General features: G+C 59.6%; 25 protein-coding genes. 19 read left to right on the forward strand and 6 right to left on the reverse strand.

Features of this window, described 5'->3' with window-relative positions; translation table 11 throughout:
* The first annotated feature begins 64 nt into the window (after positions 1-64).
* From ACSQ16_RS15475 to ACSQ16_RS15485, 3 genes are all read left to right on the forward strand, one after another.
* Positions 65-652: a L,D-transpeptidase gene (locus ACSQ16_RS15475; protein ID WP_093926890.1), complete on the forward strand. Its 588-nt coding sequence runs from the start codon at positions 65-67 to the stop codon at positions 650-652.
* Positions 653-748: 96 nt separating this feature from the next.
* Positions 749-1,453 (forward strand): CoA transferase subunit A, encoded by a 705-nt coding sequence (locus tag ACSQ16_RS15480; RefSeq protein WP_243262466.1) that lies wholly within the window; start codon positions 749-751, stop codon positions 1,451-1,453.
* Positions 1,453-2,076 (forward strand): CoA transferase subunit B, encoded by a 624-nt coding sequence (locus tag ACSQ16_RS15485; protein ID WP_243262465.1) that lies wholly within the window; start codon positions 1,453-1,455, stop codon positions 2,074-2,076. Before ACSQ16_RS15480 ends, ACSQ16_RS15485 begins: the two co-directional genes overlap by 1 nt.
* Before the next feature lie 41 nt (positions 2,077-2,117).
* Here the strand turns inward: ACSQ16_RS15485 and ACSQ16_RS15490 are convergent, their stop codons facing one another.
* The gene (locus tag ACSQ16_RS15490) at positions 2,118-2,933 is read right to left on the reverse strand and encodes a lytic transglycosylase domain-containing protein (RefSeq protein WP_243262464.1); all 816 of its coding nucleotides are present in this window, start codon (positions 2,931-2,933) and stop codon (positions 2,118-2,120) included.
* A gap of 358 nt (positions 2,934-3,291) precedes the next feature.
* Here ACSQ16_RS15490 and ACSQ16_RS15495 point away from each other — a divergent pair, with 358 nt between their 5' ends.
* From ACSQ16_RS15495 to ACSQ16_RS15570, 16 genes are all read left to right on the forward strand, one after another.
* A complete protein-coding gene (locus ACSQ16_RS15495; protein ID WP_243262463.1) occupies positions 3,292-3,477 on the forward strand; it encodes a Flp family type IVb pilin in 186 nt (61 codons plus the stop codon).
* A gap of 112 nt (positions 3,478-3,589) precedes the next feature.
* Positions 3,590-3,757: a hypothetical protein gene (locus ACSQ16_RS15500; RefSeq protein WP_243262462.1), complete on the forward strand. Its 168-nt coding sequence runs from the start codon at positions 3,590-3,592 to the stop codon at positions 3,755-3,757.
* A gap of 140 nt (positions 3,758-3,897) precedes the next feature.
* Positions 3,898-4,758, forward strand: coding sequence for a Flp pilus assembly protein CpaB (gene cpaB / locus ACSQ16_RS15505; RefSeq protein WP_243262461.1), 861 nt, complete (start codon positions 3,898-3,900; stop codon positions 4,756-4,758).
* A 205-nt stretch (positions 4,759-4,963) separates the two neighbouring features.
* Positions 4,964-6,400: a type II and III secretion system protein family protein gene (locus ACSQ16_RS15510; protein WP_243262460.1), complete on the forward strand. Its 1,437-nt coding sequence runs from the start codon at positions 4,964-4,966 to the stop codon at positions 6,398-6,400.
* Positions 6,387-7,088 (forward strand): OmpA family protein, encoded by a 702-nt coding sequence (locus ACSQ16_RS15515; RefSeq protein ID WP_394805085.1) that lies wholly within the window; start codon positions 6,387-6,389, stop codon positions 7,086-7,088. The genes ACSQ16_RS15510 and ACSQ16_RS15515 overlap by 14 nt, the downstream gene beginning before the upstream one ends.
* Before the next feature lie 291 nt (positions 7,089-7,379).
* Positions 7,380-8,624 carry an AAA family ATPase gene (locus ACSQ16_RS15520; RefSeq protein WP_317406328.1) on the forward strand — a complete coding sequence of 415 codons (1,245 nt, stop codon included), beginning with the start codon at positions 7,380-7,382 and terminating at the stop codon, positions 8,622-8,624.
* Between the two features lie 24 nt (positions 8,625-8,648).
* The gene (locus tag ACSQ16_RS15525) at positions 8,649-10,118 is read left to right on the forward strand and encodes a CpaF family protein (RefSeq protein WP_093926898.1); all 1,470 of its coding nucleotides are present in this window, start codon (positions 8,649-8,651) and stop codon (positions 10,116-10,118) included.
* Positions 10,119-10,129: 11 nt separating this feature from the next.
* The gene (locus ACSQ16_RS15530) at positions 10,130-11,092 is read left to right on the forward strand and encodes a type II secretion system F family protein (protein WP_093926899.1); all 963 of its coding nucleotides are present in this window, start codon (positions 10,130-10,132) and stop codon (positions 11,090-11,092) included.
* A 10-nt stretch (positions 11,093-11,102) separates the two neighbouring features.
* Positions 11,103-12,080 (forward strand): type II secretion system F family protein, encoded by a 978-nt coding sequence (locus tag ACSQ16_RS15535; protein ID WP_317406329.1) that lies wholly within the window; start codon positions 11,103-11,105, stop codon positions 12,078-12,080.
* Complete coding sequence (locus tag ACSQ16_RS15540) at positions 12,080-12,679, forward strand: tetratricopeptide repeat protein (protein WP_243262456.1); 600 nt, start codon at positions 12,080-12,082, stop codon at positions 12,677-12,679. Before ACSQ16_RS15535 ends, ACSQ16_RS15540 begins: the two co-directional genes overlap by 1 nt.
* Positions 12,680-12,706: 27 nt before the next feature.
* Entirely contained in the window at positions 12,707-13,558 is an 852-nt protein-coding gene (locus tag ACSQ16_RS15545) for a tetratricopeptide repeat protein (protein ID WP_243262455.1), read from the forward strand.
* A 3-nt stretch (positions 13,559-13,561) separates the two neighbouring features.
* Positions 13,562-14,056, forward strand: a complete 495-nt coding sequence (locus tag ACSQ16_RS15550) for a prepilin peptidase (RefSeq protein ID WP_243262454.1) — start codon at positions 13,562-13,564, stop codon at positions 14,054-14,056.
* Between the two features lie 124 nt (positions 14,057-14,180).
* On the forward strand, positions 14,181-15,488 hold the full coding sequence (locus ACSQ16_RS15555; RefSeq protein WP_243262453.1) for an ATPase: 1,308 nt from the start codon (positions 14,181-14,183) through the stop codon (positions 15,486-15,488).
* Positions 15,489-15,532: 44 nt separating this feature from the next.
* Complete coding sequence (locus tag ACSQ16_RS15560; RefSeq protein WP_435988566.1) at positions 15,533-17,986, forward strand: ligase-associated DNA damage response DEXH box helicase; 2,454 nt, start codon at positions 15,533-15,535, stop codon at positions 17,984-17,986.
* Positions 17,987-18,271: 285 nt separating this feature from the next.
* Positions 18,272-18,943 (forward strand): ligase-associated DNA damage response endonuclease PdeM, encoded by a 672-nt coding sequence (pdeM, locus tag ACSQ16_RS15565; RefSeq protein WP_435988567.1) that lies wholly within the window; start codon positions 18,272-18,274, stop codon positions 18,941-18,943.
* Positions 18,943-19,365: a PaaI family thioesterase gene (locus ACSQ16_RS15570; RefSeq protein ID WP_317406330.1), complete on the forward strand. Its 423-nt coding sequence runs from the start codon at positions 18,943-18,945 to the stop codon at positions 19,363-19,365. Before pdeM ends, ACSQ16_RS15570 begins: the two co-directional genes overlap by 1 nt.
* Here the strand turns inward: ACSQ16_RS15570 and folD are convergent.
* From folD to ftsH, 5 genes are all read right to left on the reverse strand, one after another.
* Positions 19,362-20,252: a bifunctional methylenetetrahydrofolate dehydrogenase/methenyltetrahydrofolate cyclohydrolase FolD gene (folD, locus tag ACSQ16_RS15575; RefSeq protein WP_243262449.1), complete on the reverse strand. Its 891-nt coding sequence runs from the start codon at positions 20,250-20,252 to the stop codon at positions 19,362-19,364. The genes ACSQ16_RS15570 and folD overlap by 4 nt on opposite strands.
* A gap of 74 nt (positions 20,253-20,326) precedes the next feature.
* Positions 20,327-22,003: a formate--tetrahydrofolate ligase gene (locus ACSQ16_RS15580; protein ID WP_243262448.1), complete on the reverse strand. Its 1,677-nt coding sequence runs from the start codon at positions 22,001-22,003 to the stop codon at positions 20,327-20,329.
* A gap of 111 nt (positions 22,004-22,114) precedes the next feature.
* A complete protein-coding gene (locus ACSQ16_RS15585; RefSeq protein ID WP_243262447.1) occupies positions 22,115-22,699 on the reverse strand; it encodes an MOSC domain-containing protein in 585 nt (194 codons plus the stop codon).
* A gap of 39 nt (positions 22,700-22,738) precedes the next feature.
* Complete coding sequence (locus tag ACSQ16_RS15590) at positions 22,739-23,392, reverse strand: hypothetical protein (RefSeq protein ID WP_243262446.1); 654 nt, start codon at positions 23,390-23,392, stop codon at positions 22,739-22,741.
* 169 nt (positions 23,393-23,561) lie between these two features.
* Positions 23,562-25,478 carry an ATP-dependent zinc metalloprotease FtsH gene (ftsH, locus tag ACSQ16_RS15595; RefSeq protein WP_276521391.1) on the reverse strand — a complete coding sequence of 639 codons (1,917 nt, stop codon included), beginning with the start codon at positions 25,476-25,478 and terminating at the stop codon, positions 23,562-23,564.
* Between the last annotated feature and the right edge of the window lie 74 nt (positions 25,479-25,552).

A 25,552-nucleotide genomic window follows, 5' to 3' on the forward strand; every position in this document is an offset into this window, starting at 1 on the left:
TTGCCATTTCCCTTTGATTTTCGGATCAGGGGCAAACGGCACGACCAGTATGAAAGGCAGATACATGTCAGGCATTAAATTCACCCGACGCGGCGTTATTGCCGCCAGCGGTGCGGCACTGATGACTCCGCAGATCCTGCGCGCGCAGGAAGTGGGTCAAGCGGCACGCGAGTTTTCCAACGAAGCCCCGGTGTCGCGCAATGCGTCGAGCTTTGCCACGCAGCGCTGGCAGGATCATTTCGACAGCCTTGGCAAAGGTGCCATCGTGGCCGATACCATCAGCCGCGCCTTACATTATTGGAGCGCCGACGGCCAGATTTACAAGGTTTACCCAACCTCCGTGCCTGCCACCGAAGAGTTGACCAAACGCGGCTACACCGAAATCGTGCGCAAGAAAGAGGGGCCGGACTGGACCCCAACCGCCTCGATGATGGAGCGTTTCCCGCATTACAAATACATGCCGCCCGGCCCCGATAACCCGCTGGGCACCCATGCGATGTACCTAAGCTGGCCCGCCTATATCATTCACGGTACCCATGACACGCGCAAGATCGGGCGTCGCTCCTCGGACGGCTGTATCGGTCTCTATAACGAGAAGATCGAAGAGCTGTTCGGAATGTGCCCTGTAGGCACACAGGTCCGCGTGATCTAAACCTCTCGCGGCGGCCTTCCTTGCGTAGCTCCACGTAATTGACACTGCGGCAACGCAGCGTCACATATGGCGCAACGAAACCAAGGGAGGTCGTCCGTGAACAAAATCTATGGATCCGCCGCCGAAGCGCTGGAAGGCGTCTTGTCGGATGGCATGCTGATCGCCGCAGGGGGCTTTGGCCTTTGCGGCATTCCTGAATTGCTGTTGCAGGCGATCAAGGACAACGGGGCCAAAGACCTCACCTTCGCGTCGAACAATGCGGGCGTCGATGATTTCGGCATCGGCATTCTGCTGCAATCGCGGCAGGTGAAGAAAATGATCTCCTCCTATGTGGGCGAGAACGCCGAGTTCATGCGTCAGTACCTCTCGGGGGAGTTGGAGCTTGAGTTCAACCCCCAAGGCACATTGGCCGAGCGCATGCGCGCCGGCGGTGCGGGCATTCCCGGCTTTTACACCAAAACCGGCGTCGGCACCCAGATTGCCGAGGGCAAAGAGGTGAAGCAGTTTGGCGGCGAGGATTACATCCTCGAAGAGGGAATCTTTGCCGATCTGTCGATCGTCAAAGCATGGAAAGCCGACGACACCGGCAACCTTGTCTTCCGCAAGACCGCGCGCAACTTCAACCCACCAGCAGCAATGTGCGGCAAGGTCTGCATCGTCGAGGTCGAAGAGATCGTCCCGCGCGGCAGCCTCGACCCCGATCACATCCACCTTCCGGGCATCTATGTGCATCGCATCATCCAAGGCGAGCATGAGAAACGCATCGAAAAGGTCACGACACGCCAGCGGGAGGAAGCATAATGCCTTGGGATAGAGATCAGATGGCGGCGCGGGCCGCAGAGGAGCTCGAAGACGGCATGTATGTGAACCTCGGCATCGGTATTCCGACGCTGGTGGCGAACTACGTCGGCGACAAGGACATCACGCTTCAGTCGGAAAACGGCATGTTGGGCATGGGCCCCTTCCCCTTTGAAGGCGAGGAAGATCCAGACCTTATTAACGCTGGCAAGCAGACCATCACCGAACTCAGCCGCACGGCCTATTTCGACAGCGCCATGTCTTTTGGCATGATCCGTGGTGGCAAAATCGCCGCCGCGATCCTTGGCGCGATGGAAGTGGCCGAGAACGGCGATCTGGCGAACTGGATGATTCCCGGCAAGCTGGTCAAAGGCATGGGCGGGGCGATGGACCTCGTTGCAGGCGTCAAACGGGTCATCGTGGTGATGGACCACCAGAACAAGGCCGGTGAGTCGAAGGTGCTGAAGGAATGCACCCTGCCGCTGACCGGCAAGGGCGTGGTTGACCGGATCATCACGAACCTCGGTGTGCTCGACGTGGTCGAAGGCGGCTTGCGGATCGTCGAATGCGCCGATGGTGTGACCGAGGACGAGCTGCGCGCGGCCACAGACGCCACCATCGTTTGAACAAAGCCCCCGGCGGCATCCGCCGGGGCGCCACTGCGGCCCTAGTTCATCGCCGCAAAGACGCAGCCATCGCTGATAAGTTGAGGCGGTGTTAAGCAAAGCCCCTGCGCGACCTGAAACGCGGCCAGAACTTTAGGCACGTAGTCGCGCGTTTCGGCAAAGGGCGGCACGCCCGCGTGTTTGCGCACGGATCCTTCCCCCGCATTGTATCCGGCAAGCACGAGAATTGGATCGCGGTCGAACTCTCCCATCAGCCAGTCGAGGTATTTGACCCCGCCGAGGATATTCTCGGCTGCGATCAGACTGTCGCTGACGCCAAAGCGCGCGGCGGTATCGGGCATAAGTTGCATCAAGCCTGCCGCGCCTGCCCGACTTACTGCATCGCTACGCCCAGACGATTCGACACTGATGACCGCCAGCACCAACGCCGGAGAGACCTTGGTGCCAACTGTCGCGCGCAAGATATCCACACCATTGCTGCGGGCGATGTCTTGTAAGTGTTGAAGGCGCGGTGCGGGCACCTTGCCCGTAGAAAGCGCCGCCATTGCCGGGGCCAACCGCCCCGCCCCACCGACATCAGCTGCGGGAGAGACCTTATCCCAGAACCAGTCGAACTGCCCTGCCTTTAAAGGTGCTATCGCCCCTGAGGGCGTAGCAGCCACCGCCGGACCAGTCTCAACCTTGGCAGCCGCGGCAGCGCGGGCCGCGGGATCGATCTGCACAGTGATCCGCTTTGCCCCTTTCTTTGGAGGGGCGATCCGTTTGGCCGAGAATTCAGGGAAGGGCTTTGGCCCCTCTGCCGACGTGGCAGGGGCGATAAGGGCTGTCACCAGCGATAATGCCAATATGCGATACATGCCTGCTCTACCTTGCGTCTGACGCGCCTTTGGCTGGCAATATCTCATGAATCGGGGAATCGGGCCAGCGATTGAGACGCGGATCATGGCATTTTCGCCCCAATTGGCACGAAAATCCCCGGAAATAGCGCGATTCCAGAGCTTTATGTCGGGTTAAACCATTTAATTTCAGATGCTTAAGAGAATTTCGAAAGAAAAAATTAGCAGAACTGCAAAAGTCACATTTGCTGCCAAATTCGCGCCCCAATCTGACGGCTATATAGGGTCATACCAAGTCGGACAGCCTCAATGAGAGAACGAGGCAAACCGGACGGCGAGGTTAAAACCTTTTACTCAGTGATCCTTGGAGGGACATGACATGATGAACTTTATCAAAAACTTCCGCAAAGACGAAGACGGTGCCGTGACAGTTGACTGGGTCGTTCTGACCGCTGCAATCGTTGGTTTGGCTGTTGTTGCTTTCAACACGATTGGTGATAATACTACTGCTTTGACGGGCCAAATCGCTGACGACATCGCAGGTGTCACTAGAGACACTGAATAAATCCGCGACCGAGCAACCCGGATAGGTTCTAAAAAGATCTAGGACCGCCTCCCTCTTGGGGCGCGGTCCTTATTCAATGACTAGGTACAACACATCCAATCATAGGGTACGTATGCGAAGCCATTTCAAAGGATTCTTCTGCGACCAAAACGGCGCCGTCAGCGTTGATTGGGTTGTCCTGACCGCCGCGCTGGTGGGCCTTGCGATCTTGGTGCTGAGCGTACTCTCAGACAGCCTTGACGGGCTTGTCGAATACATCCGGGTGCAGCTGACGACTTAAGACGACAGCGCCCCCAAACGCACCACGGCAAGCTCCTTCGCATCGCCCCCGGGCAGACCAATTCTCGCCATATTCGGCGGCTAGCTTGCCGAGAGAACAAAGCGAGCTGAGACTCGCTTCCATAGCAAAAAGGTAACATCATGCGAGCCGTATTTGGATTGGTTCTTTTGGTAGGCATAGCACTTGCCGGTGGGGCCGTTTATCTGGCAAAAGACCGGATTTCACAGTATCAAGCCGCGAACGCACAGGCCCAGGCCGCACTGGCACAGGTGGTGCCAACGAAAACCGTTTGGGTGGCTGACAAACCCTTGAAATACGGGCAGCCCCTTACCCGCGAAGACGTCCGCGCCGTGAAGTGGCCCGAGAACGCCATTCCCGAGGGTTCATTCTTTGAGGAAACCGTGCTGTTTCCCGAAAACACCAAAGAACAGCGCATCGTGCTGCGCAACATCGAGAAAGATGAAGCGATCATGGCAGTGAAAGTAACCGAGCCAGGTGAAGACTCCGGTTTGACCTCGCGTCTTGCTCGTGGCATGCGCGCCTTTGCCCTCAAAGTCGACGTTTCAAGCGGCGTGTCTGGCTTCCTGCGCCCCGGCGACAAGGTAGATGTCTATTGGACGGGCCGCGTTAACATGGGCAGCCAATCCAGTAACGGCGATGTGACCAAGCTGATCGAATCGGCGGTGCAGTTGATCGCTATTGACCAAAGTGCCGATGCATTGGTGATGGAGGAAGCCTCTATCGCGAAGACGGTGACCGTGGCCGTGAACCCTCAACAAGTCGCCGCCCTTGCCCAAGCGCAATCGACCGGCAAACTGTCCCTATCTCTGGTCGGCACGAATGACGATACCGTCGCCGAAGCAATCGAGGTCGACCAACGTTCGCTTCTCGGCATCGAAGCACAAGAGACCATCGCAGAGATCGCCAAAGAGAAAGTGTGCACCATCCGCACGCGTCGCGGTGCCGAGGTCGTCGAACTGCCGATCCCCTGCACAAACTGACCCGATAACAACCTCTTGCCATGCTAAGCAAAGACGTCGCAGCCCCCTGCGGCGTCTTTTCCATTTTGGGTTATGTTGCGAATAGCCCACATGCAGCGCGTCCGCGAAGAGCTTGATTCTTGCAATAAAATTCTAATTGCCGCAGAGTGCTGCCAAACGAGGGCGAAAAGACCCATCCCGAGGCGTGATCAAAAAGGCAGGTCACATGAAAATCGATAGATTTCTAAAAGCGGCCCTGCTGGGGCTGACACTGGGCGCGATGCCAATGGCATTGACCCTGCCCAGTTCAGCTGGCGCCGACACATTGCGCGTTGTCAAACGTGGCACCAATTCCAGTCTCGATGTCCCGATGAACCGCGCTGTGGTGGTGGAAAGCGACATCCCCTTTGCGGAACTCAGCATCGCCAATCCCGGCATCGCAGATATCTCATCCCTGTCGGATCGCACGATTTACGTGCTCGGCAAATCGCCTGGTCTGACCACGCTGACGCTGCTGGACGCTGGCGGACAATTGATTACCAATGTCGATGTCCGCGTCGCGGCGGATGTATCAGAATTCAAAGAACGGCTGCGCCAAATCCTTCCCGGTGAAAAGATTGAGGTGCGCACCGCCAATGACGGCATCGTGCTTTCGGGCATTGTGTCCTCGACGCAGCGCTTGCAACGCGCCCTTGATCTGGCCGAACGCTATGCCCCCGAACGGGTCAGCAACCTGATGAGCGTTGGCGGCATCCAGCAGGTGATGATGAAGGTCCGCTTTGCCGAAATGCAGCGCAACGTGTCGAAATCGCTTGGGTCATCGCTTGCAATTAATGGCGCAATCGGCGGCACGGGCATCAATGCGGGCACCGGCACCACCAATACTTCGGGCGGGGTTACTTCTTCGCTTGGCGGTACAATCCCCTCGTCCAACCAGAACGCAGGCGCGGTTCTATTCGGCTTTAACGCAGGCTCTACTCAAGTGGGCATCTTGCTGGAAGCACTTGAGGAAAAAGGCGTCGTGCGGTTCTTGGCAGAGCCAAACCTCGTGGCGCTTTCGGGGCAAGAGGCCAAGTTCCTTGCCGGGGGCGAATATCCCATCCCCGTGGCCCAGACCAGTGATACCGTTTCGGTGGAGTTCAAACCCTTCGGCGTAGAGCTCGCCTTTATTCCGCGCGTCGTTGACAAGGATATCATCAATCTAGAGATGAACGCCGCCGTTTCGGCCATCGACGCCAGCAACAGCATTTCATTGGGCAACGGCATCGAGATTTCCGCCTTCACCCGCCGCGAAACCTCCACCACGGTCGAGATGCGCGATGGCGAAAGCTTTGCCATTGCTGGATTGCTGACCGATGATTTCACCGACAGCACGCGGCAATTGCCGTGGATCGGCGATGTGCCGGTTCTGGGCGCACTGTTCCGGTCGGCGGATTATCAGCGCAGCCAGACTGAATTGGTCATCATCGTCACCGCGCATCTGGTCACGCCAACCCGCGGCGAAGCTCTCGCGCTGCCGACGGACCGCATCAAGCCGCCCTCCGAGAAAGACCTGTTCTTGCACGGGCGCACTGCTGATGGCACCCGCACCCCCAGCCGGGGTGCAGCGGGCGAAGTGGCCAAGCAGGATTTCCGCGGCTCCTACGGCTATGTACTGGATTGATCCGATGACACGCAGAGATATCACGTTGATCGCTGGCACTGCGGCCCTCACTGCGCTGACGGCCTGCGCCCCCAGCAACGATCCGGTTTATACTCAATTCTACCGCGAAGCAGGTTCGGTTGTGGATACCGGACAGTTCGGCAATGCCACGCTGCACAATCGGCAGGTCATGACAGGCGAAAAACAGGTCACCTTTGATTTGGCCAATCGTTTCGCCAACGAAGTTGGCTCTACCGTGACATTCGCCTTTAATTCGGCCCAACTAGACGCCAACGCACAGGCTGTCTTGCGTCAACAGGCCGGATGGATTCGTCAGTTCCCCGAGATTCGCTTCCGCGTCTATGGCCACACCGATCTGGTCGGCTCTCAGAGCTATAACCGAGCACTCGGATTGCGGCGTGCACAGGCGGTGGTCGGATATCTTTCCACCCTTGGAATCAGCCGAAGCCGTTTGGAAGCCGTTGTTTCCTATGGCGAAACACAGCCCCTAATCGTCACTCAAGGCCGTGAGCGTCGGAACCGGCGCACGGTGACCGAGGTGAGCGGCTTTGTGAAAGGTCATCCAATGCTTCTGGATGGCAAATATGCGCAGATCATTTACCGCGAGTATGTGGCCAGCGCAGTGCCCCCCTCGCAGTTAAGCTCCGGCGCTACCGCGACAGGTGGCGGCGACAGCGGCGGAGAGTAAGGCCAAGGGCTTCTCTTGCAACGCAATTTCACCCCCGCGCCTTTTGGGCAGCGGGGGTTTTTCGTGACCCGCTAATAGATGTCCAATCGGGCGCTAAAACGCGGATCGTTTCAAGATACCCAACAATGGAGGCTTTTTGGCCCCAATCTCGCCCCAGTTGGGAGTGATATTCGACCAAGAAGGATAAATGTGCCCGGCTTAGAGGCCGCGCATGAGGCAGACGCCAGAGCGGTCGCAGCGACAGAATATCGCGATCCCCGGCCAACCCGTTGATGTAAAGGACAAAAGGTCATGAGCAGCAGTATGCCCCAACCCGAAGCAGCGCCGATTGTTGCCTGTACAATCAGCCGTGATGTGCAGAACTTCGATCTCTTGATCGAAGACATGGAGGCCACCCTAGGCGAAAGCTGGGGCGATCTGGGATTCGCTGAAGCGCTGGCATTCTTTGGTCAGCCCGAAGCCGAAGCGATGGAATTTGTGGCGCTCGCCATGGATGAAACCGACGAAGACAACCTTGTGCTGATGAGCGAAATCATCACACAGGCCAAGGCCCGCGACATCAGCGTGATCCTGATCGCCGAAGATATGACCCCCGCCGCGCTGCATTCACTGCTGCGTCAGGGTGCTGACGAATTCGTCCCCTATCCGCTGCCCGAAGGTGAGTTGGCCCAGGCCATTGCCCGGGTGCGCGCCGGAGAGAACAGCGCCCCTGCCCCCGCCGCAGAAGCAGCCGCACCGCAGCTTAAAGCTGGTGCGCAAAAGGATGGCGCATTGATCGTGGTACACGGGCTGGCCGGCGGCACAGGTGCCACGACCCTTGCCGTGAACCTCGCGTGGGAACTTGCCAACGCTGATAAAAAGAATGCCCCTTCAGTCTGCTTGTTGGATTTCGATCTGCAATACGGCTCGGTCGCGACATTCCTTGATCTGCAACGCCGCGAGGCGGTCTATGAGATGATGTCCGACACAGAATCCATGGACGAAGAGATCTTTGGCCAAGCCCTGCAAACCTTCGACGATAAACTGCATGTGTTGACCGCCCCGGCAGAAATGCTACCGCTCGACATTATCACCAACGAGGACGTCGACCGCATCCTCAGCATGGCACGCAACCAATTTGACTATGTCATTGTCGATATGCCTTCGACGCTGGTGCAATGGTCGGAAACTGTGTTGACCAGTGCCCATGTCTATTTCGCGATGCTGGAACTCGACATGCGCTCAGCCCAGAACGCCCTGCGGTTCAAACGCGCACTGCAATCCGAAGAGCTCCCCTTTGAGAAGCTGCGCTATGTCATGAACCGCGCCCCAAAGTTTACTGATCTCAGTGGCAAAAGCCGGGTCAAGCGTATGGCCGAATCGCTTAGCATCTCAATTGACGTGCACATGCCCGATGGCGGCAAAGCGGTGACACAGGCCAATGACCACGGTCTCCCCCTTGCTAATTCTGCTCCGAAAAGCCCGCTGCGGCGCGAAATCGCCAAGCTGGCAAGCTCCATCCACGATCTCAAGGGCGAGCAGGCCAAAGCGGCCTGAGCCCCCTAGCGAAAGAGCGTATCGATGTTTTCCAAGTATAAGAAACCAGCCCCCGGCGCCCCAAAAGCGGCCCCTGCCCCGGCCAAACAGGCCAAGCCTGCCAAGGTTGTCGAAGCTGCTCCAGTGGCCGCCCCGGCACCTGCTGAGGCTGCCAAGTCGGCTTCGATGCGTCGCGCCCTCAAGCCCGCCGCCGCAGCACCCGAAGACCGTGAGGTCAAGCGCAAGCAGCGGATGAGCGAAATCAAACTCGAGTTGCACCGCGCACTGTTGGACAACCTCAACCTTGCCGCGCTGGAACATGCGTCCGAAACTGATTTGCGCCAAGAAATCAACGACATTGCCGTCGAAATTCTGTCGGAAAAAAGCATCGTGCTTAACCGCGAAGACCGCATGACGCTGAACTCCGAACTCTATGACGAGGTGACCGGCCTTGGCCCGTTGGAGACGCTGCTGAAAGACGACACGGTCAACGATATTCTGGTAAACGGCCCGCAGCAGATTTTCGTCGAGCGAGATGGCAAACTGCAGTTGACCGACGTGACGTTCAAGGATGAAAAGCACCTGCTGCGGATCATCGACAAGATCGTTTCGGCCGTGGGCCGTCGTGTGGATGAAAGCAACCCCTACGTCGATGCGCGGCTCAAAGACGGCTCGCGTTTCAACGCCATGGTGCCCCCCGTCGCGGTGGACGGCTCCTTGGTGTCCATTCGTAAGTTCAAGAAAGACAAGCTGGGCATCGACGATCTGGTGAATTTCGGGGCATTCTCGGAGGAGATGGCCGCCTATTTGCAGGCCGCCGTGGCGACGCGTCTGAATATCATCGTCTCCGGCGGTACGGGCTCGGGTAAGACGACCACGCTCAACGCGCTGTCGTCCTTCATTGCCAATGATGAACGCATCCTGACCATCGAAGACACCGCCGAACTTCAGCTCCAGCAGACCCATGTGGGCCGGATGGAAAGCCGCCCGCCAAACGTCGAAGGCAAAGGCGAAGTCTCTCCCCGCGACTGTCTGAAAAACGCTCTGCGGATGCGCCCGGACCGGATCATCGTGGGTGAGACCCGCGGCGAGGAAGTGATCGACATGTTGCAGGCGATGAACACCGGTCACGACGGTTCCATGACCACGATCCACGCCAACTCGGCCCGTGATGGCATCAGCCGTCTGGAAAACATGATTGCCATGGCCGGGATTGAAATGCCGCTCAAGGCGATGCGCAGCCAGATTTCCTCGGCTGTGAATCTGATCGTGCAAGCCAGCCGCCTGCAAGACGGCTCGCGCCGGATGACCTCCATCACCGAGATCACGGGCATGGAGGGCGAGGTGATTTCGATGCAGGAAATCTTCCGGTTCCAGCGTGTCGGCCTGACGCCCGAGAACAAGATCATCGGCCATTTCACCGCCACCGGCGTGCGCAGCCACTTCTCTGAGCGGTTCCGCATGTGGGGCTATGACCTGCCCGCCTCTATCTACGAACCTGTGGCGGCCCAGTAAGGATTGATGCAATGAGTGCCGAACCAATCATCTATGGTCTGATCTTCATCGGCGTCCTGGTGCTGGTCGAAGGGCTATACCTTGTCGCATTCGGCAAATCGATCAGCCTCAACAGTCGGGTGAACCGCCGTCTTGAGATGCTGGAAAAAGGCGCCCGCCGCGAGGAAGTCTTGGACAAGCTGCGCAAGGAAATGCAGCAGCATATGAACGCCAAGTCGATCCCGCTCTATTCCCTGCTGTCAGAACGTGCGCAGAAGGCCGCGATTGCCTTCACGCCGCAGCAACTTTTGATGATTATGGCAGGTCTTGCCGCCTTGGCCTTTCTGGGGCTGACGATTGGCACCGATGCATCTGTGTCGGTCCGGGCGCTTATGGCCATCGCGATGGGTGTCGGCGCGGTGTTCTTTTGGGTCTCGCACAAAGCGGGCAAACGTATGGCGATGATCGAAGAACAGCTTCCCGATGCGGTGGAGCTGATGGTGCGCAGCCTGCGTGTGGGGCACCCGTTTTCCAACGCGATCTCGATCGTGTCCAAAGAAATCCAAGACCCGCTTGCCTCGGAATTCGGGGTGATCGCCGATGAGGCCGCTTATGGCCGCGATCTGGGTGAAGCGCTGAAAGACATGGCCGAGCGTCTCGACATGCAGGATTTGCGCTTCCTCGCCGTGGCCGTGACCATCCAGCAACAATCGGGCGGCAACCTGGCCGAGATCCTCGCTGGTCTGGCCAAGGTTATCCGCGCCCGCTTCCGCCTGTTCCGCCGTGTCAAAGCGATCACGGCGGAGGCGAAATGGTCGGGCAAGTTCCTGTCGGCCTTCCCGCTGGTCGCGCTGGTGGTGATCAACCTCGGCGATCCGCATTACTATGACGAGGTGCGCGATCACCCCTATTTCATTCCCGCCTGTTTCCTTGTCGGGATCTTCCTTGTGCTGAACCTTTTCGTGATGCGCATCCTTACCAATATCAAAGTCTGAGAGGCCGATGATGGAATTTCTCAATCAGCTTAGCGATCAGATCAACCAAGCCTTGGGGCCGATGGGTTTGATTATCATCATCGGCACATTGGGCGTCGCGTTGGTGGCGACTACACTGGTGCTGATGTTGCGCCAGCCCGAAGACCCGCTGACCAAGCTCAAACGCACCAGCACGGCCCCGTCGGGCGATAGCGCGCGCGAGAAGTTGCGCCAGTCCGACCAGAACGCACAGTTGCAGAAATTCGCCAAGTTTCTTGAGCCCGAGGACGTGGCCGAACTCAGCGCCAAACAGTTGATGCTGCGTCAGGCGGGCTATCGGTCGCGCGATGCGGTGCGGCTTTACTACTTTGCGCAGTTTGCCCTTGGGATGCTCGGGCTGGTGGGCGGTCTGGTCTATACCAATGTCTTGGGCGGCGGCGAAGGGCTGACCACCCAGCAGACCATGATGTGGGCCATCGGTCCCGGTGCGATCGGGTACTACCTACCCAAGTATTGGGTCAGACGCCGCGTCGATTCCCGCAAAGAAGAGATCACTCGCGGCTTTCCTGATGCGCTTGATATGATGCTGGTCTGTGTCGAGGCCGGGCAATCGCTGGATCAATGTATCGTCCGCGTCGGCCGTGAGTTGCGTGCCTCCTACCTCGCGTTGGCCGAAGAGTTCGAGATGGTCGCCTATGAGATGAAGGCCGGTAAGGACAAGGTCACCGTGCTTAACGATATGGCGGAGCGTTGCGGTGTGCAGGATGTGTCCTCCTTCGTGACCGTGCTGATCCAATCAGCAGCTTTCGGTACTTCCGTCGCCGACGCCCTGCGCGTCTATGCCGAAGAGATGCGCGACAAGCGCGTGATGCGCGCCGAAGAAGCGGCAAATAAGTTGCCAACCAAGATGACCCTTGCCACTATGGGGCTGACCGTACCGCCGCTGTTGATCATTCTGGTCGGCCCGTCGGCACATGGCATCTCGAAACTGGGTCAGATAGGAAATTAATGACGGAGAAAATTCGGCGCAGCCCCGCCCGCGCCGTTTTCATCGGGCCGATCTTGGCCCTTGCTCTGGCCGCCTGTTCGACAGGCGGCTTTTCCGCGTTCGGCGGGCCAAAGAAACCCGATGATCTTTATGCCCCCGGCGTAAATCAGCGAGCAGAGGCTGTCGACGGGATCGAAGTGGGTCATCGGCTTATCGCGGCGGGACAGTATGAACTGGCCATCAAATCCTTCAACCGCGCCGCACTGGATCACGGGCTGACAGGCGAAATCCTCTCAGCTTTGGGCAGCGCCAACCTTGGGCTGGGACGGTTGGGGCAAGCCGAGACCCTGCTGCGCCGCGCGGTTGAGAAGGACGCCGCCGAGCCGGAAGTCTGGAACAACCTGGGCGTTGTACTGATGGAAAGCGGTCAAACCGCCGAGGCCGAGCAGATTTTCCGCAAAGCCTATGCCCTCGATAATGGCGAAAGTGACGCAATCCGGGACAATCTGCGCTTGGCACTCGCAAAAACGGAAAAATCTGTTATAACAGAAGTCAATGAAGATAATTACAAATTGGTGCGGCGCGGCAGCGGGGATTACCTGATCCGTCCGACACCATGACCCGGCAGAGCAGTAAAAGGACGCAAAATGCGCCATCCAATCATTCTGGCCGTCTGCATGGCAGGCGTCACCGCCCTTGCTGGCTGCGGTGAAAAAGATGCGAACGCCACCGTTGAGCGGGCCTTCAAGGACGTCAATGTGGTGGATGAAACCAACCTCTCCGACGTGATGCTGACCGTGGCCGATCCCAATGAGGCGGTGAGTTACTTCGCGCGGTCAGTCAAGGAAAGCCCCGACCGGATCGACCACCAGCGCGGGCTTGCCGCATCACTCGTGCGGGCCAAACGCACCACCGAAGCCGTGGGCGAATGGGATAAAGTCATCAAAATGGAGGGCGCCACGCCCGAAGATAGCGTGCAATTGGCCGATGCGCTGATCCGCTCCGGCAACTGGGCGCGGGCCGAAACGGTTCTGAACGGCATCCCCCCCACCCATGAGACATTCGCCCGCTACCGGCTCGAAGCTATGGTCGCCGACAGCAAAGAACAGTGGAGCCGCGCCGACAGTTTCTATGAAATCGCCGTCGGGCTCACCACGACCCCCGCCGCCGTGATGAACAACTGGGGCTACTCCAAACTGACCCGCGGCGATTACCCCGAAGCCGAAAGGCTTTTTGGCGAGGCGATCCGTCAGGACAACACGCTTTTCACCGCCAAGAACAACCTCATCATGGCCCGCGCCGCACAGCGCGACTACACCCTGCCCGTCATGCCTATGGAGCAATCTGAGCGCGCACAGCTTTTGCACACGATGGCGCTGTCGGCGATCAAACGCGGCGATGTGGAAACCGGCAAGGGCCTGCTGCGCGAAGCGATCGACACACATCCTCAGCACTTCGAAGCCGCCGTCCGCTCTCTGCGCGCGTTGGAAAACGGCTGAGCCATGGCGATCTCTGCCACGGCGGCCCTGTGGTTTCTGCCCTTCGTCCTGCCGATCTGCCTCTATGTCGCTTTCACCGACATGAAGCAGATGCGCATTACAAATCAGGCGGTCTTGGTACTCACCGCGATATTCGTAATGTTGGGTCTGTTTCTGCTGCCGTTTGAGACCTACCTCTGGCGCTTGCTGAGCCTCGTGATTGTCTTGGTCATTGGCATCGTGTTGAACGCCGCTGGCGTTATGGGGGCCGGAGACGCCAAATTCGCCGCCGCTGCCGCGCCCTTTATCGCCATGGGTGATCTGCGCCTGCTGATGATGCTTTTCATGGCCACCCTTCTGGCCGCCGCTGCCACGCACCGAGGGGTGAAATACACCCCCCTGCGCCGCCTCGCCCCCGATTGGCAAAGCTGGCAAGAAACCAAGAAATTCCCCATGGGCCTCGCCCTTGGGACCACGCTGGGGCTTTATCTAATCTTAGGGGCTGTTTACGGCGTCTAACGATGACATGGGCCAGATATGCTGCCCCAATTGTCGCTTCGGCCGTCCACATTCACGCCATATTCAATAATTACGTTGCACAGTAATCGAACCGCAGCGCGCCGCCCTTTCAAGGAAGCCATTGATGAACGCCCCGACCAGCACAGTGCTTGCCCCGCCGCCCCCCAAGCGGTTGGAGGATATGAAACTGCCCATCGTGATGATGCGCGACATCCTTCTGAAAACGATCTTTCGCAAGAACGTCGAGATGGTCAGCGATCTGGCCCAAGCGCTCTGCCTGCCGACCCAAGTCACGCAAGAAATGGTCGATCAAGCCCGCGGCCAGCGCCTGCTAGAGGCGACAGGCACGCTCAGCGCAACCAGCGGCAATGAAATGGGCTATCAACTCACCGATGCTGGTAAGGCCCGGGCGCTGGACGCGCTGGCTCAGTCCGAATATTTCGGCGCCATGCCCGTCCCGCTTGAGGTTTACCGCGAGCAAGTCAAACGCCAATCCGTACGCAATCTGCAAATCACCCGCGATCAACTCACCGGGGCCATGGGCCATCTGGTGTTGCCCGATAGCCTGTTGGACCACCTTGGCCCCGCCGTCTCTGCCGGGCGGTCAATCCTGATGTACGGCCCGCCGGGAAACGGGAAATCAAGCATTTCCAATGGGATACGAGATGCCCTTGGCGATCGGGTTTATGTCCCCCGCGCCATCGAGTACGCAGGCCAAGTCATCACCGTCTATGACCCGATCGTTCATTCCGCCGCCGAGGCCGAGGTGCAAGACCCCACCTCCCTGCGCCGCATCACCCGCTATGACGCCCGCTATGTCTGCTGCGAACGCCCCACCGTCATTACCGGCGGCGAGCTGACACTCGACATGCTCGATCTGGTGTACAACCCCACGGCGCGGACCTATCAGGCGCCGCTGCAGCTCAAAGCCACAGGCGGCATATTCATCGTCGACGACCTTGGCCGCCAGAAAGAACCACCGCAGAGCATCATCAACCGCTGGATCGTGCCGCTTGAGGAAAGCAAAGACATCCTCGCCCTGCAATCGGGCGAAAAATTTGAGGTGCCCTTCGACACGCTGGTGATCTTCTCCACCAACTTTCACCCGAATGAGATTTTCGACCAAGCGGCCCTGCGGCGTATCTTCTTCAAGATTAAGATCGACGGCCCGGACCAAGAGAACTTCCTCAAAATCTTTGCCATGGTCGCCCGCAAACGCGGCATGCCGCTGGACGAGGCGACGCTGGTCCATCTGCTCAAGGTGAAATACCCAACGATCAACAACGTCTATGCGAACTATCAGCCGAATTTCCTGATCGACCAGATGATCGCCATCTGCGATTTCGAAGGCATCCCCTACCAGATGAACCCCGATCTGGTGGACCGCGCTTGGGCCAATATGTTCGTTCGCGATGAGGTGATCGTTAAATAGCCTCCGCCGCTGGCACCGCGCCCTGCCGGTACTACATTGGGTGCATGCGCGCCCTGCCCCCCAAATTCGCCGATTGGTTCGCCCAGAACGGCTGGTCCCTGCACCCGCACCAGCAAGAGATGCTGGACCGTGCCGAGGCTCCCGCCCTGCTCCTCATCGCCCCCACGGGCGGGGGTAAAACGCTGGCCGGTTTCCTGCCCACCCTCGTCGATCTGGCCGAGGATGATCACGGGGGGATGCACACGCTCTACATCTCGCCGCTGAAGGCGCTCGCGGCGGACATCAAACGCAACCTCACCCGCCCGGTCGAGGAGATGCGCCTGCCGATCCGCATCGAAGACCGCACCGGCGACACCTCGCAATCGCGTCGCCGCCGCCAGCGCGCCGACCCGCCGCATATCCTGCTGACCACGCCGGAAAGCCTCGCTCTGCTGACCTCCTACGAGGACGCCGCGCGCACCTTTCGGGGCCTTAAGCGCGTTGTGATCGACGAGATCCACGCGCTGGCCGAAAGCAAGCGCGGCGACCAGTTGATGCTGGCGCTGACCCGTCTTCAAGCCCTCTGCCCAAGCCTCAAACGGGTGGGCCTCTCGGCCACGGTCGAAGACCCTTCGGCCATCGCCCACCTCATGGCCCGCCACCCGGACCCTTGCGAAGTGCTGCTGGCCGATCCGGGCCCCGCCCCCGACATCCAGATGCTGCACACCGAGGAAGCCCCGCCTTGGGCCGGGGGCGGTGCTGCCTATTCAATTCCAGCGGTGCTTGAGCAAGTGCGCCAACACAAGACGACGCTGATTTTTCACAACACCCGCGCACAGGCCGAGATTTTCTTTCACAACCTCTGGCTCGCCAATGAAGACGCCCTACCGATCGCCATCCACCACGGCAGCTTGGATCGCGCCCAACGCGAAAAGGTCGAAGCCGCCATTGTCCGCGGCGATCTGCGTGCCATCGTTTGCACCGGCACGCTGGATCTGGGCATTGACTGGGGCGATGTGGACCTGATCATCCAGATCGGCGCCCCCAAAAATGTAAAGCGGCTGGTCCAACGCATCGGCCGCGCCAACCACCGCTACAACGCACCTTCCAAGGCGCTTCTCGTACCAGCGAACCGCTTTGAGGTGGTCGAATGCGTGGCCGCCCTAGAGGCCGTGCTCGAAGGCGCACTCGACGGCGATCCGCGCGGCCCCGGCCCGCGCGATGTGCTGTGCCAACATATTCTCATCGCCGCCTGCGCAGGCCCCTTCGACGCTGACGACCTCTTCGCGCAGGTCCGCTCCGCCGGGGCCTACGCCGCCCTGTCCCGCGCCGACTTCGACGCCTGCTTCGACTTCTGTGCCACCGGCGGCTACGCCCTGCGCGCCTACGACCGCTGGCAACGCCTGCTGCAGCGCCCTGGCGGCCAATGGCAATTGCGTGATCCGCGCGCCGCCCAACGCATCCGCATGAACATCGGCACGATCCAAGATACCGATAAGCTGAAGGTCCGCATGAAACGCAACCGCGGCGGCAAACCGCTGGGCGAGATCGAAGAAGGCTTTGCCGCAACGCTCACCAAAGGCGACACCTTTCTGATCGGCGGCCAAATCGTACGCTACGAAGGGCTGCGCGAAACCGTTGTCGAAGTCAGCCGCAACGCCGCCAAAAAGCCCAAAGTGGCGACCTTCGGCGGCACCAAATTTGCCACCTCCACACAGCTTTCCGCCCGCGTCCAACAGATGTTCACTCAAGACAGCTGGCCCGAACTGCCGCGCCACACCGCCGAATGGCTCAGCCTACAACGTGAAGTCAGCCAATTGCCGCAGCCCGGCACCCTGCTGGTCGAAAGCTTCCCCCATGACATGGCCGAACAAACGGTCTTCTACGGCTTTGCCGGGCGCAACGGCCAGCAAACGCTGGGCCTATTGCTGACCAAACGCATGGAAGACCTCGGCCTGCGCCCCCTAGGCTTCGTGGCCACGGACTATGCCACGCTTATCTGGGGCCTCTCCCCCGTCGACGACCCCGCGCCGCTGCTCGACCCCACTGTACTCAACGAGGGCCTCGACAGTTGGCTGGCGGGCAATGCCGTGATGAAACGCACCTTCCGCGCCGCTGCGACCATTGCCGGGCTCATTGAACGCAACACCCCGCAGGCCCGCAAATCCGGACGACAAACGACCTTTTCCAGCGATATCCTTTATGACACGCTGCACCGCTATGAACCGGACCATCTAATGCTCGATATCACTCGCGAAGAAGCGCTCAGCGGACTGGTGGATTTCGGCAGAATCGAAGAGATGCTGGGACGGATCGCCGGGCGGATCACCCACCGCAAACTGTCCCGCGTCAGCCCTCTCGCTGCACCGCTGTTTCTGGAAATGGGCCGCGTGCCTGTCGAAGGCGCTGGACAGGAACGCATGCTGGCGGAAGAGGCCGAAAGACTGATGGAAGCCTCCGGCCTCGCGCGGCTCACCCCACCGCCCTCGGATCAGCCGCCTTGGCGGGATGGTCGTTGAACATCGAGGTGTCGCGGGCGGAAAGGTTCTGCAAGGTATTTAAAAAAGGATGAAGATATTAAGAGTTCTTTAACCCACGCCGCGCATCTTGATCCCGCGGTACAGGCTGAGGAGCCGATGACCGCAAAGGATGAAGGCGCGTCTCCGGTCAGGTTAACGCCCGGCTGCGGGGCGCGTTTTCTACCTTTCATCCTTTCTTAAATACCGCTGCGCTGTCCTTTCCACTCTTCTGACATTCGCGTTTGACCCCTTGCCAAATCAGCGGCGATCTCAGATGAACAAAGGATGAACAGACTTGAGTTTTCATTCGTCGGGGCGGGGCTGACTGCGCTTGGTTCTGGCGCGCTTTGGTGGCGCGATAGAGATTTGCTTTGTGTGAGCGACCTTCATTTGGGCAAGTCGGAAAGGATCGCGCGGCGCGGCGGGTCAGCGCTGCCGCCCTATGAAACGCGCGATACGTTGAACCGTCTGGCAGCGGATCTGTCCTTTACGCAGGCGCGGCATGTGATCTGCCTGGGCGATAGTTTCGACGACCTTGGCGCGGCGCAGGCGCTGCCGGAGGAAGAGCGGTTTTGGATACTGGGCCTCCAAGCCGGGCGGCGGTGGGATTGGATTGAGGGCAATCATGATCCCGGCCCCGTAGGCTTGGGCGGCACGCATTTGGGAGAGATTACGCTCGGCCCGCTGACCTTTCGGCATATCGCCGCGAGCGAGGGCCGGGGCGAGGTGTCGGGGCACTATCACCCCAAGGCGTCGATCCGTGCACGGGGGCGCAGCATCTCGCGCCCGGCCTTTCTGTTTGACAGCAAGCGGCTGATCCTGCCTGCATATGGCACCTACACCGGCGGGCTGCGCAGCCAGTCGCGGGTGCTTTGTGATTTGATGGGGCCGGAGGCCCGCGCGGTGCTGACGGGGCCGCAACCAGTGGCGATCCCCATGCCTGGAAAGATGCGATGATGGATGATCAGATTGAACGCCGGGTGCTGGAGAGTTTTGCCAAGCAGACAATGATGCAGACCTTGGGCGCCGAGATCATCGAAGTGCAGTCGGGTCTGGTCAAGGTCGGAGCGCCGGTCCTGCCCGGCGCGATGCAGCAGCAGGGTTTTGGCCATGCGGGGCTGACCTTTTCCATCGGCGATTCCGCGGCGGGCTATGCGGCCTTGAGCATGTTGCCGCCGGAGGTCGATGTCGTGACTTCGGAGATCAAGATCAACCTGCTGGCCCCCGCCCGCGGGGATCGGCTGATTGCCACGGGCCGGGTTGTGAAACCGGGCCGGCGGCTTTGTGTGGTCACGGCAGAGGTGCATGCGGAAACGGATGGCGAAGCCAAGCTCATCGCCATCCTGCAGGGCACCATCGTGCCTGTGCCTGCCTCTTAAGCGGTCAGCCCTTCGGGTTCTTCCAACCCATTGGCGCGGCAGCAGGCGGTGACCGTATTGGCCAGCAGGCAAGCGATGGTCATTGGCCCGACGCCGCCCGGCACGGGTGTGATGGCCCCGGCGCGTTGGCTGGCACTGTCGAAATCCACGTCGCCGACCAGTTTGGTCTTTTCGCCAGTCTCAATCCGGTTGATGCCCACGTCGATCACCGTGGCACCCTCTTTGATCCAATCGCCCGGCACCATCTCGGGGCGGCCAACGGCGGCTACCACGATATCGGCGCGGCGCACCACTTCGGGCAGATCGCGGGTGCGGCTATGCGCGATGGTCACGGTGCAGCTATCGCCCAAGAGCAGCTGCGCCATCGGTTTGCCGACGATGTTGGAGCGGCCGATAACCACCGCGTTCAAGCCCGTTAGATCCCCATGGTGGTCCCGCAGCATCATCAGGCAGCCAAGCGGGGTGCAGGGCACCATGCTTTTCTGCCCCGTGCCCAGCAGCCCGACGTTGGAGATGTGGAAACCGTCCACGTCCTTGGCGGGCGAGACGGCATTGACCACCCGGCTTTCGTCCAGATGATCCGGCAGCGGCAGTTGCACGAGGATGCCGTGGATCTCGGGGTCGTTGTTCAACGCGTCGATCAGTTTGAGCAGGTCGTCCTGATCGACGGTCGCGGGCAGCTTGTGTTCGACCGACTTCATGCCAACCTCGCGGGTCATCTTGCCCTTGGAGCGGACATAGACTTGGCTTGCCGGGTCTAACCCCACCAACACCACAGCAAGGCCGGGCGTGATGCCGTGATCCGTCGTCAGCCGGGCGACATGGCCCGCCACCTTGTCACGCACCGTTGCCGCAAAGGCTTTGCCGTCGATGATTGTCGCTGCCATATCCGTCTCACTTTCGCTCGCTGCAGGTTGAACACGCCCTACATCACCGCGACGGCGGGGCATTGCAACCCGCCTTAGAACAATCCCTCCACATCGCCATCGGCATTGAGTTTGATTGCCTCCGCAGAAGGCGCCCGAGGCAGGCCCGGCATCGTCATGATCTCTCCGCAGATCACGACGACGAACCCGGCCCCCGCCGAGAGCCGCACCTCGCGGATGGGCACGCTGAAGCCTGTGGGCGCGCCGCGCAGATCGGGATCGGTCGAGAAGCTGTACTGGGTCTTGGCCATACAGACCGGCAGGTCGCCGTAGCCCTGTGCCTCCCAGTCTTTCAACTGGTTGCGCACCTTCTGATCGGCCAGCACCTCGTCGGCGCGGTAGATGCGTTTGGCGATGGTCTCGATCTTTTCGAAAAGCGGCATCTCGTCGGCATAGAGCGGGGCAAAGTTCGCGTGATCACCATCGGCGATTTCTGCCACGCGGGTTGCTAGATCGGCAGAGCCTTCTGACCCCAATTCCCAATGGCGCGACAAGATCGCCTCCGCCCCTTGGGCAGCGACATAGTCCTTAACCGCGGCGACTTCGGCGTCGGTGTCGGTCACGAAATGGTTAATCGCCACGACGACGGGCACGCCAAAGGATTTTATGTTCTCGATATGGCGGCCAAGGTTGGCGCATCCCTTTTGCACCGCCTCTACATTTTCCGCCCCAAGGTCCGCTTTGGCCACGCCGCCGTTCATCTTCATCGCGCGCACCGTGGCCACGACGACAACCACTGAGGGGGCCAGCCCGGCCTTTCGGCATTTGATGTTCATGAATTTTTCGGCCCCAAGATCGGCACCAAAGCCCGCCTCTGTCACCACGTAATCCGCCAGTTTCAGCGCTGTGGTCGTGGCGATAACCGAGTTACAGCCGTGGGCGATATTGGCAAATGGGCCGCCATGCACGAAGGCCGGGTTGTTCTCCAGCGTTTGGACGAGGTTGGGCTGCATCGCGTCTTTCAAAAGCACCGTCATGGCCCCATCCGCCTTGATGTCGCGGGCATAAACCGGGCTGCGGTCACGGCGGTAGGCGACGATCATCGCGCCAAGGCGCTCTTGCAGATCGGTGAGGTTTTTGGCGAGGCATAGGATCGCCATTACTTCAGACGCGACCGTAATATCAAACCCCGTCTCACGCGGGAAACCGTTGGGCACGCCGCCAAGAGACGCGGTGATTTGCCGAAGGGCGCGGTCGTTCATGTCGACCACGCGCCGCCATACGACCCGGCGGGTGTCGATCTCAAGCTCGTTGCCCCAGTAGATGTGATTGTCGATCATTGCCGCCAGCAGGTTATGAGCGCTGGTGATCGCGTGGAAATCTCCAGTGAAATGGAGGTTCATCTCTTCCATTGGCACGATCTGCGCATAACCGCCGCCCGCAGCCCCGCCCTTCATCCCAAAGTTCGGCCCGAGCGAGGCTTCGCGAATGCAGACCGCCGCCTTCTTGCCGATACGGTTAAGCCCGTCGCCCAGCCCCACGGTGGTGGTGGTCTTCCCCTCCCCCGCTGGCGTGGGATTGATCGCCGTGACAAGGATCAACTTGCCATCGGGCCGGTCTTGGACGCTGTCGATAAAGCTTTGCCTTACCTTCGCCTTGTCATGGCCGTAGGGCAGCAGGTCATCGCTAGAGATGCCCAGCTTCTCACCGATTTCCTGAATAGGGCGTTTCGCCGCTTCGCGGGCGATTTGAATGTCGGTTTTAAAAGCCATGAGAATCCCCTGTTGCCGTTGGTGGCGATCATTATCCTCCAGCCATACAGCCACAAGCCCTCAACCTGAGGCCGTGTTTCCGACACTCAAAGGGCGCGAAACGGCGCGTGGTCAGCCCAGATGCGGCCAGACAGGTTGGTTTGGCACAAACAGCCGCATTTCATCACCCAATGCCAGCGGTCCTTCCCGCTCTACCCAAGCAGTTACCCCGCGCTTGCCCTGCGCGGCGGCTTTGAACCCTTTGCCGTGGCCGGGGGCTTCGTTTTCGATTTCACGCGCGGGCAGGTTGCAGGGGCCGTTTTCAATATCCACCACCAACGTGGTGCCCTGCGCGTTCTGCAACCGTGATCCCGGTGGGATGAGGGTGAAGTCGGGGATGCCCTCAATAATGATTGAGGTGCCCAGCAGTGCCGGGTCCAACTCGGACAGGTCAATGGCCCCGGCGATCTGGGCCATCTCTTCGGCTGAGAGAATAGAGAGTTGCCGCGTATTGCGAATTTCCGTGCCTTTGGCATGTAGATTGCGCACCCGCACGCAAGCGGGGCGGGTCAGCCCGGCGTGGAAGTCCCCTTTGAATCCCGCGTAGCTGGCGAAGGCCTTTTTGATCGGCGTTGAACGGATGTTTTTGCGATCCTGCGGGACCATGCCCAGCCAAGTAATCCGACCGATATAATCTGTAGTGCGAAGCTCGGGCATGGTGCTGTCCTTTGACATGCCGTTTGAAAGGCGTGAATTTTACTGACGGGTTAGATGTACCTTGAAGCCACCGCCGCTCATTGAAGCGCGGGCAAGCTTGCGGTCCGTATACATCAACTGCATCCCGAACGACTTGAGATAAAAAGGAGAGACATACCCCGGTCCCATCACGACGCGGTAGGACATATCGCAAACCACTGTCTCGCCCTCCTGTTTCACAGCTTCGGTCGCGATCTGAACCACACGCCGGCCATCATAGACGGCGAGCGGCGATGGGCATGTTTCGGCCTCGGCAAGGGCCGCAAACAGTTCGGGCGGGAAGACAATACCCGCAGGTACCATACCGGCATCCGACATTTCTGTCATTTCAGAAGCCGGTGCGATCGTAACCGAGGCCACCTGATCCGTGCGCCGCGTGATCGCGATATCACGGGTTTCACTGCCCCGGTTCGTTCCCAGATAGTCAGTCGTGTCGCCCTCAGTCTCGGTTACGGCATTGAAAGTACCGTTTTTAATGCCAAAGGGCGCATTGTTCAGGGTCAAAAGGAACGCCGCATTCCGGCTTTGGCCGTTGAACTGCAGTGTGCCCAATTGGCGCCCGCCCAATGACACGGTGTAATTTTGCGGTTCGGCCCATGTCGGACCTGCGATCAAGGCGAGGAAAGCGGTAATAGAGAAAAATATGCGCAGCATAAAAAATCCGTCGGTTGAGACCTGTGGCCATGTCTATCTGCTCTCGGCCCCATAAGCGACCGTGGATTCCCGGACCGTACCTCGTGCACGGCGGCCCCGAACCAATGGTGCCCAACAAAGAAAAACCCCGCCGAAGCGGGGTCTTTGAAACTTCTTAAGAAGGGTCAGATCAGACCGAGGGTTCAGGCTCCATTCCGCCATCCTTCGGCGGGGTCTTCTTGCCCTTTGCCTTTGGGATCGCGGTGACGCTGGGCGCACTGCCCGCGTCGGAGTTGTCGTCGTCGGAATCTTCCGCAGGCGGCAGGCCCTCCATGACACGTTTGATCTCATCCCCGGTCAGGGTTTCATATTCCAGCAGACCTTGGGCCAGACGCTCAAACTCGACTTCTTTCTCGGTAATGATCGTCATCGCGCGGTCATAGCCGTCTTGGATGAATTTCTGGACCTCTTTCTCAACCAATTCCTTGGTATTAGCCGAGACTGAGAAACCACCCGTATTGCCCTGATAGCCCTGAGCCGCTTCGGAATAGTCGATGTTGCCGACCTTATCCGACATGCCCCATTGCAGCACCATCGCACGGGCCAGAGCGCTGGCCTGCTGGATGTCGCCCGCCGGGCCGTTGGACACGGAATCGGGGCCATATTTGTGGATTTCAGCCGCCTTGCCCGCCATGGCCATGGCCAGACGCTGGTGGCATTCGTCCTTGAACATGTTCAGGCGGTCAATTTCAGGCAGGCTCATCACCATGCCAAGCGCACCGCCACGCGGGATGATCGTGGCCTTGTAGACCGGGTCACACTTGGGCAACGTCATGCCGACCAGCGCGTGACCGGCTTCGTGATAGGCGGTCATCTCCTTCTGCTCGGCGGTCATCACCATCGAGCGGCGCTCTGGCCCCATCATCACCTTGTCCTTGGCCTGTTCGAAATCGACCATGGTGACGAAACGGCGACCGACACGGGCGGCCATGAGCGCAGCCTCATTCACGAGGTTCGCCAAATCCGCGCCCGAGAAGCCCGGCGTGCCGCGTGCAATGATGCGCAGGTCGACGTCCGGGCCCAGCGGGGTCTTGCGGGCGTGAACCGACAGGATCTTCTCGCGACCTTTGATGTCGGGGTTCGGCACGGTGACCTGACGGTCGAAACGGCCCGGACGCAGCAGTGCGGGGTCGAGCACGTCGCGGCGGTTGGTCGCGGCGAGAATGATGACACCTTCGTTGCTCTCAAAACCGTCCATCTCGACCAGAAGCTGGTTCAGGGTTTGCTCACGCTCGTCGTTGCCACCGCCATAGCCTGCGCCACGGTGGCGACCCACGGCGTCAATCTCGTCGATAAAGACGATACAGGGGGCGTTTTTCTTGGCTTGTTCGAACATGTCGCGCACGCGGCTCGCACCCACACCCACGAACATCTCAACAAAGTCGGAGCCGGAGATGGTGAAGAACGGCACGCCCGCCTCGCCCGCAATCGCACGGGCCAGCAGCGTTTTACCAGTACCCGGAGGGCCCACAAGCAGCGCGCCTTTCGGGATCTTGCCGCCAAGGCGGGAGAACTTCTGTGGGTTGCGCAGGAACTCGACGATCTCTTCAAGCTCTTCCTTGGCTTCATCAATGCCTGCAACATCGTCAAAAGTCACGCGGCCTTGCTTCTCGGTCAGCATCTTGGCTTTGGATTTACCAAAGCCCATGGCGCCACCTTTGCCGCCACCCTGCATCCGGTTCATGAAGTAAATCCACACACCGATCAGCAAAGCGATAGGCAGAAGCGACATCAGGAATGTCTGAAAGCCAGATTGTTGCTGCGGACGCGCTTTTACGGGGATGTCGCTGTTGATCAACAGCTGTGTCAGCTCTGCATCCTCGGGTTTGATCGTCAGATAATCGGCCCCGTCCGCTTTACGGAACCGAACCTGCTCGCCATCCAATGTCACATTACGGACATCACCCTGTTCTACAGAAGTGACAAACTCGGAATAGCTGACCTCGTTATTTTGTAACGATCCACTGGACCCACTGAACAGGTTGAACAGCGCCAAGACCAGCAACATCAGGACAACCCAGAAAGCGAGGTTACGAACATTTCCCAAGGGAATTCTCCTAAATTCACACGACCGCAGGCAAGTCCTGCGGCCCAAGGGGCGCCCGTCCGGGCAACCACCAC

This window comes from Sulfitobacter sp. SH24 (assembly GCF_965641895.1).
Taxonomy (GTDB): Bacteria; Pseudomonadota; Alphaproteobacteria; order Rhodobacterales; family Rhodobacteraceae; genus Sulfitobacter; species Sulfitobacter dubius.